Genomic DNA, 16,854 nt, shown 5'->3' on the forward strand with positions numbered 1-16,854 from the left:
GAAGTTATCGTGTCAAACGAATTAAATAGTCTTGATATCAAGGAGATCATGGATCTTCTACCGCATCGTTACCCATTTTTATTACTTGATCGTGTTGTCGATCACGTACCAGGTGAAACGTTACAGGGTTACAAAAATGTATCGTTTAATGAACCTCAATTCACTGGGCATTTCCCAGGTACTCCAGTATTTCCAGGGGTATTAATTTTAGAAGCATTAGCACAAGCAACGGGTGTGCTAGCGTTTACTAAGCACGGGAAGCCTGCTGAAAATGAACTATACTTCTTTGCTTCAATTGATAAAGTAAAATTCCGTAAACCAGTTGTTCCTGGTGATAGACTGGATTTAGACGTGACATGTATCGGCGAAAAACGTGGCATGGGTAAATTTGAGTGTAAAGCTAAAGTTGATGGACAAGTGGTTTGTCAAGCAGAAATTATGTGTGCAAGAAGAGAGATCTAATGATTGATTCAACAGCAAATATTCATCCAACAGCGATAATTCATGAAAATGCAATCATCGGAAAAAATGTAGAGGTCGGTCCTTATAGCATTATCGGCGATAATGTTGAAATTGGTGATGATTGCTGGATTGGTCCACACGTTGTTATTAAAGGCACCACTAAAATGGGCAAGGGTAATAAAATTTACCAATTTGCCTCTATTGGTGAAGACTGCCAAGATTTAAAATATAATGGTGAAACAACCTATTTAGAGATTGGCGACAACAATGTATTCCGTGAAAGCTGTACTATTCATCGCGGTACTGCCCAGGATCAAAGCCTGACTAAAATTGGCAGTAACTGTTTATTAATGGCTTATGTGCATGTTGCTCATGATTGCATGTTAGGAAATAACATTATTTTATCTAATAATGCGACGTTGGCGGGCCACAGTAAGCTAGCTAATAACGTGATTATTGGTGGATTAACTGCCTTACATCAATTCACTCGTGTTGGTGAATATGCAATGATTGGTGGTTGTTCAGCAGTGAATAAAGATATTCCACCTTTCTTTATGGCATCTGGTAATTATGTTCAAGCACAAGGTATTAACTCAGTTGGCTTGAAACGTCATGGTTTCAGTAGTGCAACAATTATGCATATTAAACGTGCTTACAAATCACTATGTCGTCAAGGCAATACACTTGCCGAGGCGAAAGCTGAAATTGCAGCTAATGTTGAAGAATGTCCAGAGTTAAAAACCTTGTTAGATTTTATTTCTGACGAGAATCGCGGTATTGTTCGCTAAGCCGATTTGTTTAAAATATTTTAAAAAATAGGCTCTTTTTGAGCCTTTTTTTTTACCTGTAGTATTAGTTATATTAAATAAGTCTTCTATTAAAAGAGTGTATTTATTTAATGTCATCGGTATAACCTGAAAACTAAAAGAAGAGAGTCATGACTAAACCATTACGTATTGGATTAATCGCTGGAGAAACATCGGGTGATATTTTAGGAGAAGGCTTAATCAAAGCACTGAAGTTGCAATATCCTGATGCTATTTTTGAAGGTATTGCCGGTCCTCGCATGATTGCTCAAGGTTGTACTGCTTTACACCCTTTAGAGGCCTTATCGGTAATGGGGTTTGTAGAGGTACTAGGTAAATTACGTAGTATTTTACGTATTCGTAAATCTATTACTCAGCATTTTATCAATAACCCACCGGATATTTTTATTGGTATCGATGCACCTGACTTTAATTTAACTGTTGAACTTAAGTTAAAACAACAAGGTATTAAAACCATCCATTATGTTAGCCCGTCTGTTTGGGCTTGGAAGCAATGGCGTATTCATAAAATAGCTAAAGCTACGGATTTAGTGCTTGCTTTTTTACCTTTTGAAAAAGCGTTTTACGATAAGTTTGATGTCCCTTGTCAATTCATTGGACACACACTAGCAGACCAATTACCTCTTAAACGTGATCAATTAGGAGCTCGAGCGCAATTACAAATAGGGCCCGATGAAAAAGTTTTAGCTTTATTGCCTGGCAGCCGTAAAGCAGAAGTGGAAATGCTAGGTCCTATCTTTTTACAAGCAGCTCAAGTTATCCACCAAAAATATCCGGATTATCGTTTTGTTGTTCCAGTGGTTAATGAGCGTCGTAAACAACAATTTGAAGCTCAAATAGAAGATCTTGCGTCGCCATTACCAATTACCTTATTTGATGGCCAATCTAGTGCTATTTTACAATCTGCTGATTTAGTTTTATTAGCCTCTGGTACAGCAGCATTAGAAGCTATGTTAGCTAAAGCACCGATGGTCGTGGCCTATAAAGTTTCACCACTGACCTATATGATTGCTAAAGCGTTGGTCAAAGTGAAGTATACTTCCTTACCTAATTTGATTGCCGATAAAGAGGTGGTTAAAGAGTTAAGCCAAGATAATTGCACTGTGGATAAAATTGTTGCTGAATTAACGCGTTTAATTGAGCATGATGGCCAAAAAATGATAGAGACTTTTACTGAACTACATCAACAAATCCGTTGTGATGCAGATACACAAGCAGCCAATGCTGTGATTAACTTATTAAATCGTTAATTTAGATATTATCAATAGAGAAGAGTAAACATGAAAACAGAGTTTCCTGAAGTTGCCTATCCTGATTTACCAAATATTGCAGGGGTAGATGAAGTTGGGCGTGGGCCTCTGGTTGGTGATGTAGTCACAGCTGCAGTTATTTTAGACCCAAATAAACCTATTACTGGTTTAACCGACTCGAAGAAGTTGAGTGAAAAGAAGTTAGCGCTGTTATTTGATCAAATTAATGAAAATGCATTAGCAGTGAGCATCGGAAGAGCTTCACCAACAGAAATAGATAAACTCAATATATTGCATGCAACTATGCTGGCAATGCAACGAGCGGTCCAAGGATTATCTATTCAGCCGAGTTATGTCTTTATTGATGGTAACCGTTGCCCTAACTTGCCAATGCCCAGTGAAGCTGTGGTAAAAGGCGATTTACGTGTAGCAGAGATAAGTGCAGCTTCTATTGTTGCTAAGGTAACACGCGATCGCGAAATGGTAGAGTTGGATAAACGCTACCCAGCTTATGGCTTTGCTAAACATAAAGGTTATCCTACTAAAGCACATTTCGAAGCATTACAAACACATGGTGTGATTGCTGAATACCGTCAAAGCTTTAAACCTGTTAAAGCTATTTTAACTGCCACATCTAAGTAGAATTCTTATGTCTGAAACGAGTGACCAACAACTAACCGTAGCGAATCAAGATCCTAAATTTGTGCACCTCCGTGTACATAGTGACTTTTCAATGGTCGATGGGTTAACCAAAGTTAAACCATTAGTGGCGAAAACAGCGGCATTAAATATGCCTGCTTTAGCGATCACTGACCAAACTAACTTCTGTGGATTAGTTAAATTTTATGGTGCGGCACATGGCGCAGGCATTAAGCCAATCATCGGGGCAGACTTTTGGGTAAAAAGTGAATTATTAGGAGATCAACAATTCCGTTTAACTGCATTAGCAATGGATGCTGCTGGTTATAAAAATGTCACTGAGCTAATCTCAAAAGCCTATTTACGTGGTCATGTGAAAGGTCGTGCAGTAATCGAGCAATCATGGTTAGTTGAGCATCAGGAAGGAGTTATTATACTCTCTGGCGCCAAAGAAGGGGACATGGGGAAAATGCTACTCAAAGGCAATAAAGCTGCTGTAGCTGAAATTAGTGCTTTTTACAAAACCCATTTCCCCCATCGTTACTATTTAGAGTTAATTCGTACTAACAGAGTTGACGAAGAGAATTACCTGCATTTAGCGCTCGACCTTGCTGCTGATCAGCAATTGCCTGTAGTGGCTACTAACGAAGTCGTTTTTGCTGATAAAGAATTATTCGATGCCCATGATATTCGAGTATGTATCAACCAAGGTTATGCACTAGGTGATGAAAAGCGTCCGAAAGATTATAGTCCTGAGCAATATTTACGTAGTGAAGAGGAGATGTGCGAGCTCTTTTCTGATATCCCAGAAGCGTTACAAAATAGCGTAGAAATAGCTAAACGTTGTAATGTGACATTACGTTTAGGTGAATACTTTTTACCTGATTTCCCTACTGACGGCATGCCTATCGAAGACTTCTTTTGTAAAGTATCAAGAGAAGGTTTAGAAGATCGTTTAGATTTTTTATTCGATAAAAACAGTGAAAATTTTGCTGAGATTAGAAAACCCTACGATGAGCGACTTGAAGTCGAGTTAGGGGTTATCAATAAAATGGGATTCCCTGGTTACTTCTTGATCGTAATGGAATTTATTCAATGGAGTAAAGATAACAATATTCCTGTTGGTCCTGGACGTGGTTCTGGTGCGGGCTCTTTGGTGGCTTATGCATTAAAAATTACCGACTTAGACCCACTAGAATTAGAGTTACTTTTCGAACGATTCTTGAATCCTGAACGTGTTTCTATGCCCGATTTTGATATCGACTTCTGTATGGACCGTCGAGACGAGGTAATTGATCATGTTGCTCAATTGTATGGCCGTGATGCGGTATCACAGATCATTACTTTTGGTACGATGGCTGCTAAAGCAGTTATTCGTGATGTAGGGCGCGTCTTAGGTCATGCTTATGGCTTTGTTGATAGCATTTCTAAATTGGTGCCACCGACACCGGGCATGACTTTAACTAAAGCATTTGAAGAAGAGCCGAGACTGCAAGAGCGTTATGATGGTAGTGAGGATGTACGTGCCTTAATTGATATGTGCCGTACTCTGGAAGGTACGATTCGTAATGCGGGTAAGCATGCTGGTGGTGTCGTTATCTCACCGACTACTATTACCGATTTTGCACCATTATATTGTGACGATGAAGGGCATAACCCGGTTACTCAGTTTGATAAAAATGATGTAGAGACTGCTGGATTAGTAAAATTCGACTTCTTAGGGTTAAGAACCTTGACCATTGTGCAATGGGCCTTAGATATGGCCAATGCACATAAACATGAGCGCGGTGAAGAGCCCATTTACATTGAAAAAATAGACCTAACTGAGCCCGCTTGTTTCGAGTTATTAAAACGTTATGAAACCACCGCGGTGTTCCAATTAGAGTCACGTGGTATGAAAGATTTGATTCGTCGCCTTCAACCCGACTGTTTTGAAGATATGATTGCACTGGTAGCTTTATTCCGACCAGGTCCATTGCAGTCAGGTATGGTAGATAACTTTATTGAACGTAAGCATGGGCGAGAGGTCGTTTCTTATCCTGATGAAAAGTGGCAACACGAATCGCTGAAAGATATTCTATCGCCAACCTACGGTATTATTTTATATCAAGAACAGGTTATGCAGATCGCACAGGTATTATCTGGTTATACACTAGGTGGCGCCGACATGTTACGTCGTGCCATGGGTAAGAAAAAGCCTGAAGAGATGGCTAAGCAGCGTGCGACCTTTGAGTCTGGTGCGATAAAAAATGGTATTGATGGCGAATTGGCCATAAAGATATTTGACTTGGTAGAGAAGTTTGCTGGTTACGGTTTTAACAAATCTCACTCTGCTGCTTATGCCTTAGTATCTTATCAAACACTATGGATGAAAACTTTCTACCCATCGTACTTTATGGCTGCGGTTATGTCGGCAGATATGGATAACACCGACAAAGTCGTTATTCTGGTAGATGAGTGTCAAAATATGGGTTTAACGCTTTGCCCACCAGACGTAAATGAAGGTTTATTTAAATTTAATGTCGATAAAGACTTACGTATTATTTATGGTATTGGTGCGATTAAAGGTGTGGGTGAAGGTCCTATTGACGCCATTATTGAAGCTCGTACTGAAGGGGGCAAGTTTAAAGATCTGTTTGATTTTTGTAATCGAGTTGATTTAAAACGCTGTGGTAAACGTATTATTGAAAAATTAATCCTAGCTGGTGCATTGGATAATTTAGGCCCACACCGTGCTGCGTTAATGGAAAACTTGGCTGATGCATTAAGTGCTGCGGCTCAGCATAAAAAAGCAGAGTCATTTGGGCAAAGTGACCTCTTTGGCGTGTTAACTACTGATCATGATGAAATTGAAAATAAATTCTCGGTAGTAGAAAAATGGCCCGAAAAACAATGGTTAAAAGGTGAAAAAGATACCCTAGGCTTATATTTGACAGGGCACCCTATAAATCAATACGAACCGGATTTACGTGCGATTAATTGCTTAAAACTAGGTTCATTAACAGTTAATGGTCGCGGTCAAAACAGTCGAGTTTGTGGATTAGTGTTGGCGATGCGTGTCATGGTTACCAAAGCTGGTAAACGCATGGGTATTTTAACCTTAGATGATAAAAGTGCGCGTATGGACGTTACTATTTTTGCAGATCTGTTAGAGCAACACGAAGCATTATTAGTACCTGATAATATTGTGGTACTGCAAGGGCAAGTAAGTGAAGACTACTTCAATGGCGGACTAAAAATGAATGCCCGAGAAGTAATGAGTATCGATCAAGCGCGAGAGCGTTTTGCGAGTAAGTTGCGTTTATCAATCTCCTCTAACGTATTACAAAAGCAATCATTAGCTGAGTTTCAGGTTCGCTTGAAGGAAGTACTATCACCTGCTGCTGGTGGGTTATGCCCAGTATTTATTAATTACCAAAATCACCAAGCGCAAGTTGAAGTTGAATTAGGCATTGAATGGTCAATTACGCCTAATGATGATTTGTTGTTTGCGTTAGGGCGATTGTTAGGTGAAGACAATGTCACCTTACATTTTGACCAAGGGTAATTGATGCAAGCGCAATTTAACCAAGAGTTATTAAATATAGTTAGGCAACTGCCTACTATCACGACTACTACTCCAAGGTTTGTTGTTGCCTTGAGTGGCGGGGTAGACTCTGTAGTACTATTAAAGCTACTAGTCCTGTTTAATCAACAATATCCTGATTATCAGGTGATTGCACATAATGTAAATCATGGCTTAAGCCCACATGCAGATCAATGGGCTGAGTTTTGTAATAAGCTCTGTGATTCGTTAGGTGTTAAATTATTGAGCTCAAGAGTGACCATTCAAAAGAAGAGCCGTAATAGTTTAGAAGCTTTGGCTAGAGAGTCACGGTATCAATGTTTTTTGAAGCAGATGACTGATAACGACATCATATTGACGGGCCATCATCAAGATGATCAATTGGAAACGTTATTACTTGCTTTAAAAAGAGGCTCAGGCAGTACTGGTTTACAAGGTATTCGTAGTTATCAAATATTCTCTTCTGGATACTTAGTACGGCCTTTATTGCATTTTTCTCGCCAACAGATTATCGATTATGCTGAAGCTGAGGGATTAACCTGGGTTGAGGATGAAAGTAATCAAGATATCCATTTTGACCGTAACTTTATTCGTCATCGAATAGCTCCTCTGCTTTCTGAGCGTTGGCCTGCTATGGCTAAATCCGTATCGCGCACAGCTCAATTATGTCAAGAGCAGCAAAATCTGAACGATGAAGTGGCTTCCGAAGATCTTAAGCAATGCTTAGAAATAAGATTAGGCACTGAAACATTATCAATTACTTCATTAATGAACTTATCAGATCCACGCCGTAATAACTTATTACGGCATTGGTTAAAGTCTAATGGGTTAGATTATCCAAGTAGTAAGCAGTTAACTGTATTGTGGAAAGAGGTGGCGTTAGCAGAGCAGGATAAACAACCTTGCTTACAATTAGCTGAGTATGTCATTCAACGTTATTTAGGTAACCTCTATATCGTGCCAAATCAACGCATTACACTACTTAAAGATCCCATAGTTTGGCATGGTGAGCCTCTGCTATGGATTAGCGAAGACAATAGCATTGATGAAGGAAAATTAGCTGTAGATTTTTCATTAGTGGATACTGCCTTAGCTAAACAACATACAATAACTTGCTGTTTAAGAAAGCATCTTGATAGCAAACTAATGTGCCAGCCGATTGGCCGATACAAATCGCGATCGATTAAGAAGTTATTACATGAATTTCAGGTGCCGCCGTGGCAAAGAGAACAGGTTGTGTTTATATTTATCGATGGGCAATTAGTAGAAGCTTTAGGAGTATGGCAATGTCAACTTACTCCTAAACTACAGATACCTAGATTACAGTTATCTTTGTGCTCTAGTTAGTGCTTTATTCTGGTATAAATGCTGATCAGCTTGATCAAATAGTTGAGCAGCACTGGTTCCTATTTCCCAATGGCTAAAGCCAAAGCTAGCGGAGAAATTAAGCTCTTTTAGGAGACTATTCTTTTCTATCTCTTGTTTAATGCGTTGCTGTACTTTAGCAATTGAACAAGGTGTCGAAGGTTGTAAGATAATAACAAATTCATCTCCCCCTAAACGGAATACAAAATCCGATGTACGAATGCTTTTTGTTAATACCTGTGCAAAAGCATTTAATACCTGATCACCCTTACTATGGCCATAAGTATCGTTAATAGGTTTAAATTCATTAATGTCCAATACCATCAAAGACAAACCTAAGTTAGTACGATTACTTTGTTCAATGGCATGGAAAATGGTTTCGTCGTAATAAGCACGGTTACCAATATTAGTGAGGTAATCTTTGTATACCATTGAACTTAATTCAGAAAAACGCAATGCATGCTTTAACGTTGGTTGTAGTAACTGATGTAGTTCGGTCAGCAGTTTGTCTTCATTAGAAGTAAAAGGTGTTTCACTTTGATAGGTCATGGTGCCTAGTCTTGGTGATAATCCTGATGAGTCTAAATTAAAGTTTCGAGTAAAGTTACTTTGCTGCGACTTTGACAAGCTGAAAAAACCAAAAGCGGATTGAAAGCGAATATTAAAAGGGCGGATAAAACTTGCCACTAAAGAGGCAAAATTTTCCATCATCTCTTTTAAGTCTAGGCTTTTTTGTAAAGTTTCTAAGGTGTATAACTTCTCTTTTGTGCTTAATAACGGCTCATTGGAAAATACAGTGAATAGCGGTGATTTACTACTTGCGTAGCTGTATTCTTTATTAGGGATGGTTTCCATATAATTTCCTTTTCTGCCCATTAGCGGCATTAATTTGACGTTTATTAAATCTAATGTGATTATTTTAATAAAAGCGAAATTCGTGCCATTTATTTAAACAATAAGTGGGTAATGAACTGATTTTAAAGTAACTATATGATTTTAAATTGTATTTTACTTTAATTATTATTGAATTGATGACTTTGTTTAGTGCTAGATGGTTTGAGTTAACCATTGTTGCTTAACTAGAACATGGTATTCTTTACTGGAACACCATGATTTTATCTGACAATTCACCCCGTTTTTAATGAGAAGCTTATGTCTAAAAATTTATCTGAAGTGCTCTTTTCTCAAAAAAGCAACGCAAAAGAGACATCTACATTAATAGCAAATAGCGGTTCTAAAAAGCATCAACGACTCCACCAGTCAATGTTAGATGGTCAACAAAATGTTGGTTGGTATCGCCTTCTTAAGCTATTGCAGTGGTCATGGCAGGGAATCGATATTATTGATTGTTATGAAGTCTTAGCAAAGATCAGTGCCTCTTCTAACAAACGCAGTGATCCTAACTTGTTAGATACGGTTATTGGCTTTCGTTCGGGTAATTGGAGTTACGAATGGTCTAAGAAAGCGATGAGCTATCAAAAGAAAGCCAATCACTTTATGCAAGCGGGGAAGCAACAACAAGCAAAGCATCATTATTACCTCGCATCACAATTGTATAGTGTTGCAAGCTATCCTCATTTGAAAGGTGATGAACATAGCATTCAAGCACAAACTTTGGCTGTTAGTAACTATCGTCAATCTTTTACACACGATAAGAGTGCTTTGTTAAAGGAGATTCAAATACCCTTTGAAGGTAAGCATATTACTACTTTTTTACATTTACCCAACGACGATGTTATTCATCCTGTAGTGATTGTAAGTGCGGGTATTGATTCGTTACAGTGTGATTTATTACCTTTATTCGAAAATTATTTAAAACCAGCTGGTATTGCGATGTTGACAGTGGACATGCCCGGCGTTGGTTTTTCTAACCATCTAAAATTAACCCAAGATACTTCACAACTGCATCAAGCCGTTTTGCATTATATAAATGAAATACCATGGGTCGATCAATCTCGGGTTGCTTTGATGGGAATGCGTATGGGGGGGAATGCACTCAATCGTTTAGGTTATGTTGATCCCCAACGGATTAAGGCTGTTGTCAGTGTCGGTGCAGCAGTGGCAAGTATTTTTGATGATGTACAACGGTTCGAAAAATTATCTGTGATGACTTTGGACTGTTTAGCAAGTCGTATGCAGCTACAACAATCTGATGCAAGTTATCTTTATCAGTATTGTGTTCCTTTCTCTTTAGTGAAGCAGGGGTTACTAGGCCGTAAAAAAGTAAAAACACCTTATTTGAGTATTGGTCATAGTGACGATCTCATGTGTAGTGAACAAGATCTGAAGTTAATGGCAAGAATTAGTTACGAAAGTGAAGCTAAAATCATTGACAAGTCTCCCATATTTGATTCTTATTTGAGAACTTTAGGATATTCTGCACAATGGTTAGCAAAACATTTACAAGAGTAAGTGGTATATTAAATACAGATAAATTAACTGTATGTTACTCAAGGAGCGTAAAAATATGTCTCAGACCCTAGAAAAAGGGCCATCACGTGGTCGTTTATTTAAATTGTTTACTGAAATCGGCCCGTATTTTCGTCATTTGCAATCTGATGATAAAACATTTTTTTTTGACTGTTTAGAGATATGTGTTGATATTAAAAAAGATCCTGAAAATCGAACCTTTTTAGGCTGGTGGGTAGTGGTTAATAGACAAGAAAAGCAATTTACCTATCAACGCTTTAATGGCCTTTATAACCTGCAAGGTGAATGGGAAGAAGCTAAAATAACTAAAAAGCAGATGCAACAGTTAGATCAAGCATTTCAAGTGTTCATCGGTAAACTAAGTGAATTAATCGATGTTGAAACGGGCTTTGAACTGACGCTTGAATAATTAGTATTTAACGCATTATTTATTTTGCCCATAACATTTCTTTAAAAATGTTATACTTAAAAACAGCAACTCGTTTAGTTGCTGTTTTTTTTTAAGCTCAATAATACCAATCACATTAATTAACTGATCTATTTTGCTTGTTAAATTAACTTATTGCTTCGTTGTGATTTTTGCAAAGGAAACAACCATTTTGCTTAAATTACACCTTAAACTAAGTCATTTTTCCTCCGCAAAATTTAGAGCACTTATTTAATATAATTGGTATAACGATTAAACTGAGTATGATTTTCATCGCACTAATTAAGCAATCTATATTTCAGAAAAAATGTAGTGAACTTCTTTAATGTTATCGGGATCAGATACCTTGAGCCTTTTTATTTTTTTACATGAAGCATAAATAGATGAATGCGAATAAAAAAACAATTGTAGTTAAATTGGGAACCAGTGTTTTAACCAGTGGTACAAGTAAATTAGACCGTGCACAAATGCTTGAAATTGTACGTCAATGTGCAATTTTACATCAACAAGGTCATCCCATAATAGTGGTGACATCAGGTGCAATCGCAGCTGGTAAAGAGCACCTCAATATGCCAGATATAGCACCTACTATTGCTAATAAACAGATGTTGGCAGCGGTAGGGCAAGGGCAGTTAGTGAGAGAGTGGGAAAACCTATTTAAAATATACGGTTTACATGTTGGTCAAATGTTATTAACCCGAGCTGATTTAGGCGATAAAGGACGTTTTCTTAATGCAAGAGATACCTTACATACGTTATTGAAGCATCGTATCATCCCATTGATTAATGAGAATGATGCTGTTGCAACCCGAGAGATTAAAGTCGGTGATAACGATAACCTATCAGCATTAGTGGCGTTATTAGCAGATGCGGATCAACTTATATTATTAACCGATCAGCGTGGTCTATTTACTGCTGATCCGCGTAATAATCCCGATGCCCAATTAATTACAGAGGTGAATGAAATAACAGAGGCTATTCATGATCTAGCCGGCGGTAGTGTCGGTGGTTTAGGAACCGGTGGCATGGCCACTAAGATTGAATCAGCAACCGTTGCTAATCGTGCTGGTATTGAAGTAGTGATTGCTTCAGGGCAACGTAAAAATGTTATTTTAGATGCGGCTAACAATATTTCCGTTGGTACGCGCTTTATATCTGAAAATAATCGTTTAGAAGCTAGAAAAAATTGGATATTTGCAGGGTCGCGATCTGCAGGTACGCTAGTGGTAGACCAAGGCGCTGAACACGCCATCTTAAATGGCGGAAGTAGTTTACTGGCTAAAGGTATACAGTCCGTTGAGTCTCATTTTTTGCGTGGGTATGTAGTATCCCTATGTAATCAAAAAGGTAAAGAGATAGCACGTGGTATCGTACGTTATAAAAGCGTCGATATTGATAAGATTAAAGGTCAGCACTCAGATGAAATTGAAAAAATATTAGGTTATGAACATGGTTCCGTGGTTATTCATCGCGACGACCTAGTTATTTTATAATGAGACCCTCTCGCTGTGGGTCTACAAAAGGAGTAGAAATGAATTTACAACAAATAGGTCAACAAGCAAAAGATGCAAGTTACGAGTTGGCAATCACTGATACGACGACAAAAAACGCAGCACTAGAAGCGATTGCAATTGAATTAGAAGCGAATGTTGCAGAAATCGTAGCTGCAAATAAAAAAGATATCGAAGCAGGCAAGGCTGCTGGTCTGACTGATGCATTATTAGATCGCTTATTATTAGATGAAACTCGCTTAGCCGGTGTAATTAGCGATTTACGTAGCGTTATTGGGTTAGCTGATCCGGTGGGTGAAGAATTTGACGGAAAAATTCTAGAGAATGGCTTAACACTTTCTAAACGTCGTGTGCCAGTCGGTGTACTAGGCGTTATTTACGAAGCACGTCCTAATGTAACTATTGATATTGCAGCACTAAGTTTGAAAACGGGTAATGCAAGTATTCTACGTGGTGGTAAAGAAACGATTAACTCTAACCTAGTGTTAGTTAAGTTTATTCAAGCGGCGCTTGAGAAGGTCGGCTTACCAAAGACAGCTGTGCAATACATTGAGAATACAGACCGTGCATTGGTTGGTGAGTTATTAAAACTCGATAAATACGTGGATATGATCATTCCTCGTGGTAACTCTGGTCTACAAAACTTCTGTAAAGAAAACAGCACTATTCCAGTGATTATCGGCGGTATTGGTATTTGTCATTTATTTGCAGAAAAAACAGCAAATGTAGAGAAAGCATTAGCCATTATTGAAAATGCGAAAGTACAACGTCCAAGTGTGTGTAATGCATTAGACACATTATTAGTTGAAGCTGATATTGCAGAAACCTTCTTACCGAAAGTTGCTGCACATTTATTACCATTAGGCGTGACCTTAGTAGCGGAAGAAAAAGCAAAAGCTATCTTAGGTGATGACGCAGTTGCAGCACAAGAAGGTGACTTCTCTAAAGAGTGGTTATCTCTGAATTTAGGCGTTAAAGTTGTAGCGAATTTAAGTGAAGCATTAGCGCACATTCGTGAGCATAGTTCTGCACACTCTGAAGGTATTTTGACTAACGATTTTACTATTGCTAATAAATTTATCAGTGCTGTCGATGCTGCTGCTGTGTATGTCAATACAAGTACACGTTTCACTGATGGTAGCCAATTTGGTTTAGGTGCAGAAGTAGCTGTATCAACACAAAAGCTTCATGCGCGTGGTCCAATGGGCTTACCTGAATTAACCACCTATAAATGGGTTGGTATTAGTGATCATTTAATTCGTTCGTAAAATTAAATATTCTCTACTAAAAAAGGGCTTGTTACTGCTGGTAACAAGCCCTTTTTATTTATCTTTCTGAATGTATTCCTATAAATTAAATGACTTCAGCGTTAAATTGCCCTTTATCTAAGGTCACTTGTACCTTATCCCCAACTTTTAAGTTTGCAGGATCGGTGCATACCTTATCTGAGTCGTCTTTTACAATGGCATAGCCACGCGCTAAGGTCGCCAAAGGACTATAAGCATTTAATTGTTGTATCTGGTGATGCAAGTGTTGCTCTGATTGATTAAGTTGAGCAGCCATCGCTTGAGTTAATTGACGTTTTAATTGTTGTTGTTTTTGCGCTGCAATATTAATGTAGTGCACTGGACTTGCTTGTTGAAGCCTATTTTTTAACTGCGTGCTCACGGTGGTTTGGTGTTGCATTGTTTGGTGCATTGCGTGCTGTAGGCGTAAACTTAATTCATCAAGGTGTTGTGTTTGTTGCTGCAGCTTATGTTTAGGATCGTGCTGTAGTAGGGTCTGTTTTAGTAAAAGCTGCTTATGTGTTTTATGTTGCATGGTGTTCAACATCGCTTGTTTTAAACGATTAACTAATGTGGTTAATTGAGAAGAAACAAAGGTCTTATGTTGGCTAACTAACTCAGCAGCCGCAGAAGGCGTTGCTGCACGTAGATCGGCAACAAAATCGCTAATGGTAATATCAATTTCATGACCTACTGCACTGATCACCGGTAATTGACTATGATGGATAGCGTATGCAACATCGGGCTCATTAAAGCACCATAGATCCTCTAAAGAACCACCACCACGGCCCACAATTAATACATCACACTCATTACGTGCATTGGCTAATGCAATTTGGGAAGCGACTGAAAAAGCACTTCCCTGGCCCTGTACTTGACTTGGATAGATAATAACTTGAAGGCGAGGGTCACGGCGTTTTAAAACACTGAGTATGTCATGTAAAGCTGCCCCCGTTGATGAGGTGACAATACCAACCCGTCTAATTATCTCAGGTAAAGGCTTTTTAAGTGATTCAGAAAACAGCCCCTGCGCGGCTAGCTGGCATTTTAATTCTTCAAACTGTTGCTTTAATAGCCCATCACCTTCAGGGGCCATCGTTTCCACAATTAATTGGTAATCACCACGTGCTTCATAAAGGCTTAATTTAGCTCGGACTAATACTTGTTGGCCGTGCTTAGGGGTAAAGCCAGCTCGGCTGTTATTACCACGAAACATCGCACATTTTATTTGCGCACTATGATCTTTCAGGGTGAAATACCAATGCCCTGATACTGCGATGGTCAGGTTAGATATTTCACCAGATAGCCAAATTACGCCCAAACCGGTCTCGAGTAGGGCTTTAGCTGCACGATTTAATGAGCTTACACTGTAAATATTTTTGTTTTGAGTCGCCATAGCAAGAGTTTTTACCAAAGAAATCAGGGACTAAATATTAACACAGTAAAAACTCAGTATAAAAACATAAATAGTGTTGTACTTATTCCTGATTACGATTAAAATCCCACCGCAATATCCTACCCAAGCTAGACTTGGGTAACCCTAAAATACTCCCAACTATAAGTGAGATATTGCAATGCTAAGAATAGCAAAAGATGCGTTAACATTTGACGATGTATTATTAGTACCAGCTCATTCGACTGTACTACCAAACACTGCTGACCTAACAACACAATTAACAGAAAACATCTCGTTAAATATTCCTGTCGTTTCTGCTGCAATGGATACTGTAACAGAGGCTCGCTTTGCGATAGCTCTAGCCCAAGAAGGTGGCATGGGTTTCATCCATAAAAACATGTCTATCGAGCTTCAAGCTGAGCAAGTACGTTTAGTTAAAATCCATGAAAGTGGCGTTGTTGCTACCCCAATCACAGTTTCTCCTGCTACTACATTAGGTGAAATCAAAGAATTAACTGCAAAACATGGTTTTGCTGGTTACCCTGTTGTTGAAGCATCAGGTGAGTTAGTGGGAATTATTACTGGACGAGACGTACTCTTCGAAACGGATATGAATCGCCCTGCTTCTGAAGTAATGACACCAAAGCCTGAGCTAGTAACAGCTAAATCTGACACACCACGTGATGAAATTGAAGCATTGATGCACAAGCACCGTATCGAGAAAGTGCTATTAACTGATGATAACTTTAAATTAAAAGGCATGATTACGGTTAAAGACTTCCGTAAAGCAGAACAAAAGCCAAATGCATGTAAAGACGAATTCGGTCGTTTACGCGTAGGTGCTGCTGTTGGCGCTGGCGCTGGCAATGAAGAACGTGTTGATGCACTAGTAGAAGCTGGCGTTGATGTATTATTAATTGATTCATCTCACGGTCATTCTCAAGGTGTATTAGATCGTATTAAAGCAACACGTGCTGCTCACCCTAATTTAGAAATTATCGGTGGCAACGTAGCAACAGGCGAAGGTGCAAAAGCATTGGTTGCTGCTGGTTGTAGTGCGGTTAAAGTAGGTATCGGCCCAGGTTCAATCTGTACAACACGTATTGTAACAGGTGTTGGTGTTCCACAAATTACTGCTATTTCTGATGCAGTTGATGCGTTACAAGGCACTGGTATTCCAGTTATTGCTGATGGCGGTATTCGTTTCTCTGGTGACATCGCTAAAGCATTAGCTGCAGGAGCATCATGTGTAATGATGGGGAGTATGTTCGCAGGAACTGAAGAATCTCCAGGCGAAATCATCTTGTATCAAGGGCGTTCTTACAAGTCATACCGTGGTATGGGGTCATTAGGTGCTATGTCTCAAGGTTCATCGGATCGTTACTTCCAATCTGATAATGCCGCTGACAAATTAGTACCTGAAGGTATCGAAGGTCGTGTTGCTTACAAAGGTAAAGTAAAAGAGATTATTCATCAGCAAATGGGTGGCGTGCGTTCATCAATGGGGTTAACTGGTTGTGCTACGATTAAAGAGATGAATACAAAAGCAATGTTCGTTAAAATTACTAGTGCAGGTATGGGTGAGAGCCACGTGCATGACGTTGCTATCTCTAAAGAAGCACCTAACTACCGAACTGGTGGTTAATCTGGCTATTTAGTGAGGTAGCTAAGTTTAGCCTTTTAATGACTTAACTGT

General features: G+C 38.8%; 13 protein-coding genes. 11 read left to right on the top strand and 2 right to left on the bottom strand.

Annotated elements, in window-relative coordinates:
• Nucleotides 1–9 precede the first annotated feature (9 nt).
• From fabZ to tilS, 6 genes are all read left to right on the top strand, one after another.
• Nucleotides 10–462: a 3-hydroxyacyl-ACP dehydratase FabZ gene (gene fabZ, locus OW492_RS05880; RefSeq protein ID WP_113817947.1), complete on the top strand. Its 453-nt coding sequence runs from the start codon at nt 10–12 to the stop codon at nt 460–462.
• Entirely contained in the window at nt 462–1,250 is a 789-nt protein-coding gene (gene lpxA, locus OW492_RS05885) for an acyl-ACP--UDP-N-acetylglucosamine O-acyltransferase (protein WP_290039004.1), read from the top strand. Before fabZ ends, lpxA begins: the two co-directional genes overlap by 1 nt.
• Before the next feature lie 149 nt (nt 1,251–1,399).
• A complete protein-coding gene (gene lpxB / locus OW492_RS05890; RefSeq protein ID WP_290039005.1) occupies nt 1,400–2,539 on the top strand; it encodes a lipid-A-disaccharide synthase in 1,140 nt (379 codons plus the stop codon).
• A 30-nt stretch (nt 2,540–2,569) separates the two neighbouring features.
• Nucleotides 2,570–3,181: a ribonuclease HII gene (gene rnhB, locus OW492_RS05895; protein WP_290039006.1), complete on the top strand. Its 612-nt coding sequence runs from the start codon at nt 2,570–2,572 to the stop codon at nt 3,179–3,181.
• Between the two features lie 7 nt (nt 3,182–3,188).
• Complete coding sequence (dnaE, locus tag OW492_RS05900) at nt 3,189–6,725, top strand: DNA polymerase III subunit alpha (RefSeq protein ID WP_290039007.1); 3,537 nt, start codon at nt 3,189–3,191, stop codon at nt 6,723–6,725.
• Nucleotides 6,726–6,728: 3 nt separating this feature from the next.
• A complete protein-coding gene (gene tilS, locus OW492_RS05905; RefSeq protein ID WP_290039008.1) occupies nt 6,729–8,090 on the top strand; it encodes a tRNA lysidine(34) synthetase TilS in 1,362 nt (453 codons plus the stop codon).
• Here the strand turns inward: tilS and OW492_RS05910 are convergent.
• On the bottom strand, nt 8,070–8,963 hold the full coding sequence (locus OW492_RS05910; RefSeq protein WP_290039009.1) for a GGDEF domain-containing protein: 894 nt from the start codon (nt 8,961–8,963) through the stop codon (nt 8,070–8,072). The two genes, tilS and OW492_RS05910, sit on opposite strands and share 21 nt — an antisense overlap.
• Before the next feature lie 297 nt (nt 8,964–9,260).
• Between OW492_RS05910 and frsA the strand changes: the two genes are divergently transcribed.
• The 4 genes from frsA to OW492_RS05930 all read left to right on the top strand — a co-directional run bounded on the left by frsA (nt 9,261) and on the right by OW492_RS05930 (nt 13,744).
• A complete protein-coding gene (frsA, locus tag OW492_RS05915) occupies nt 9,261–10,520 on the top strand; it encodes an esterase FrsA (RefSeq protein ID WP_290039010.1) in 1,260 nt (419 codons plus the stop codon).
• Between the two features lie 55 nt (nt 10,521–10,575).
• Complete coding sequence (gene crl, locus OW492_RS05920) at nt 10,576–10,947, top strand: sigma factor-binding protein Crl (RefSeq protein WP_290039011.1); 372 nt, start codon at nt 10,576–10,578, stop codon at nt 10,945–10,947.
• 401 nt (nt 10,948–11,348) lie between these two features.
• A complete protein-coding gene (gene proB / locus OW492_RS05925) occupies nt 11,349–12,458 on the top strand; it encodes a glutamate 5-kinase (RefSeq protein WP_290039012.1) in 1,110 nt (369 codons plus the stop codon).
• A 38-nt stretch (nt 12,459–12,496) separates the two neighbouring features.
• Complete coding sequence (locus tag OW492_RS05930) at nt 12,497–13,744, top strand: glutamate-5-semialdehyde dehydrogenase (protein WP_290039013.1); 1,248 nt, start codon at nt 12,497–12,499, stop codon at nt 13,742–13,744.
• A gap of 85 nt (nt 13,745–13,829) precedes the next feature.
• Here OW492_RS05930 and xseA read toward each other — a convergent pair whose 3' ends face one another.
• A complete protein-coding gene (gene xseA, locus OW492_RS05935; protein ID WP_290039014.1) occupies nt 13,830–15,158 on the bottom strand; it encodes an exodeoxyribonuclease VII large subunit in 1,329 nt (442 codons plus the stop codon).
• A 178-nt stretch (nt 15,159–15,336) separates the two neighbouring features.
• On the opposite strand from xseA, the gene guaB reads away from it, so the two are divergent.
• Nucleotides 15,337–16,803 (top strand): IMP dehydrogenase, encoded by a 1,467-nt coding sequence (gene guaB, locus OW492_RS05940; RefSeq protein ID WP_290039015.1) that lies wholly within the window; start codon nt 15,337–15,339, stop codon nt 16,801–16,803.
• The last annotated feature ends 51 nt before the right edge of the window (nt 16,804–16,854 follow it).

Origin of the sequence: Psychromonas sp. 14N.309.X.WAT.B.A12 (assembly GCF_030397575.1) — a bacterium.
Taxonomy (GTDB): domain Bacteria; phylum Pseudomonadota; class Gammaproteobacteria; order Enterobacterales; family Psychromonadaceae; genus Psychromonas.

Bases quoted from the DNA above. Each gene is read 5' to 3' on its own strand.
- lpxB (WP_290039005.1), top strand. From the start codon at position 1,400: ATGACTAAACCATTACGTATTGGATTAATCGCTGGAGAAACATCGGGT.
- guaB (WP_290039015.1), top strand. From the start codon at position 15,337: ATGCTAAGAATAGCAAAAGATGCGTTAACATTTGACGATGTATTATTA.
- proB (WP_290039012.1), top strand. From the start codon at position 11,349: ATGAATGCGAATAAAAAAACAATTGTAGTTAAATTGGGAACCAGTGTT.
- dnaE (WP_290039007.1), top strand. From the start codon at position 3,189: ATGTCTGAAACGAGTGACCAACAACTAACCGTAGCGAATCAAGATCCT.
- frsA (WP_290039010.1), top strand. From the start codon at position 9,261: ATGTCTAAAAATTTATCTGAAGTGCTCTTTTCTCAAAAAAGCAACGCA.
- OW492_RS05910 (WP_290039009.1), bottom strand. From the start codon at position 8,963: ATGGAAACCATCCCTAATAAAGAATACAGCTACGCAAGTAGTAAATCA.
- rnhB (WP_290039006.1), top strand. From the start codon at position 2,570: ATGAAAACAGAGTTTCCTGAAGTTGCCTATCCTGATTTACCAAATATT.
- xseA (WP_290039014.1), bottom strand. From the start codon at position 15,158: ATGGCGACTCAAAACAAAAATATTTACAGTGTAAGCTCATTAAATCGT.
- tilS (WP_290039008.1), top strand. From the start codon at position 6,729: ATGCAAGCGCAATTTAACCAAGAGTTATTAAATATAGTTAGGCAACTG.
- crl (WP_290039011.1), top strand. From the start codon at position 10,576: ATGTCTCAGACCCTAGAAAAAGGGCCATCACGTGGTCGTTTATTTAAA.
- lpxA (WP_290039004.1), top strand. From the start codon at position 462: ATGATTGATTCAACAGCAAATATTCATCCAACAGCGATAATTCATGAA.
- OW492_RS05930 (WP_290039013.1), top strand. From the start codon at position 12,497: ATGAATTTACAACAAATAGGTCAACAAGCAAAAGATGCAAGTTACGAG.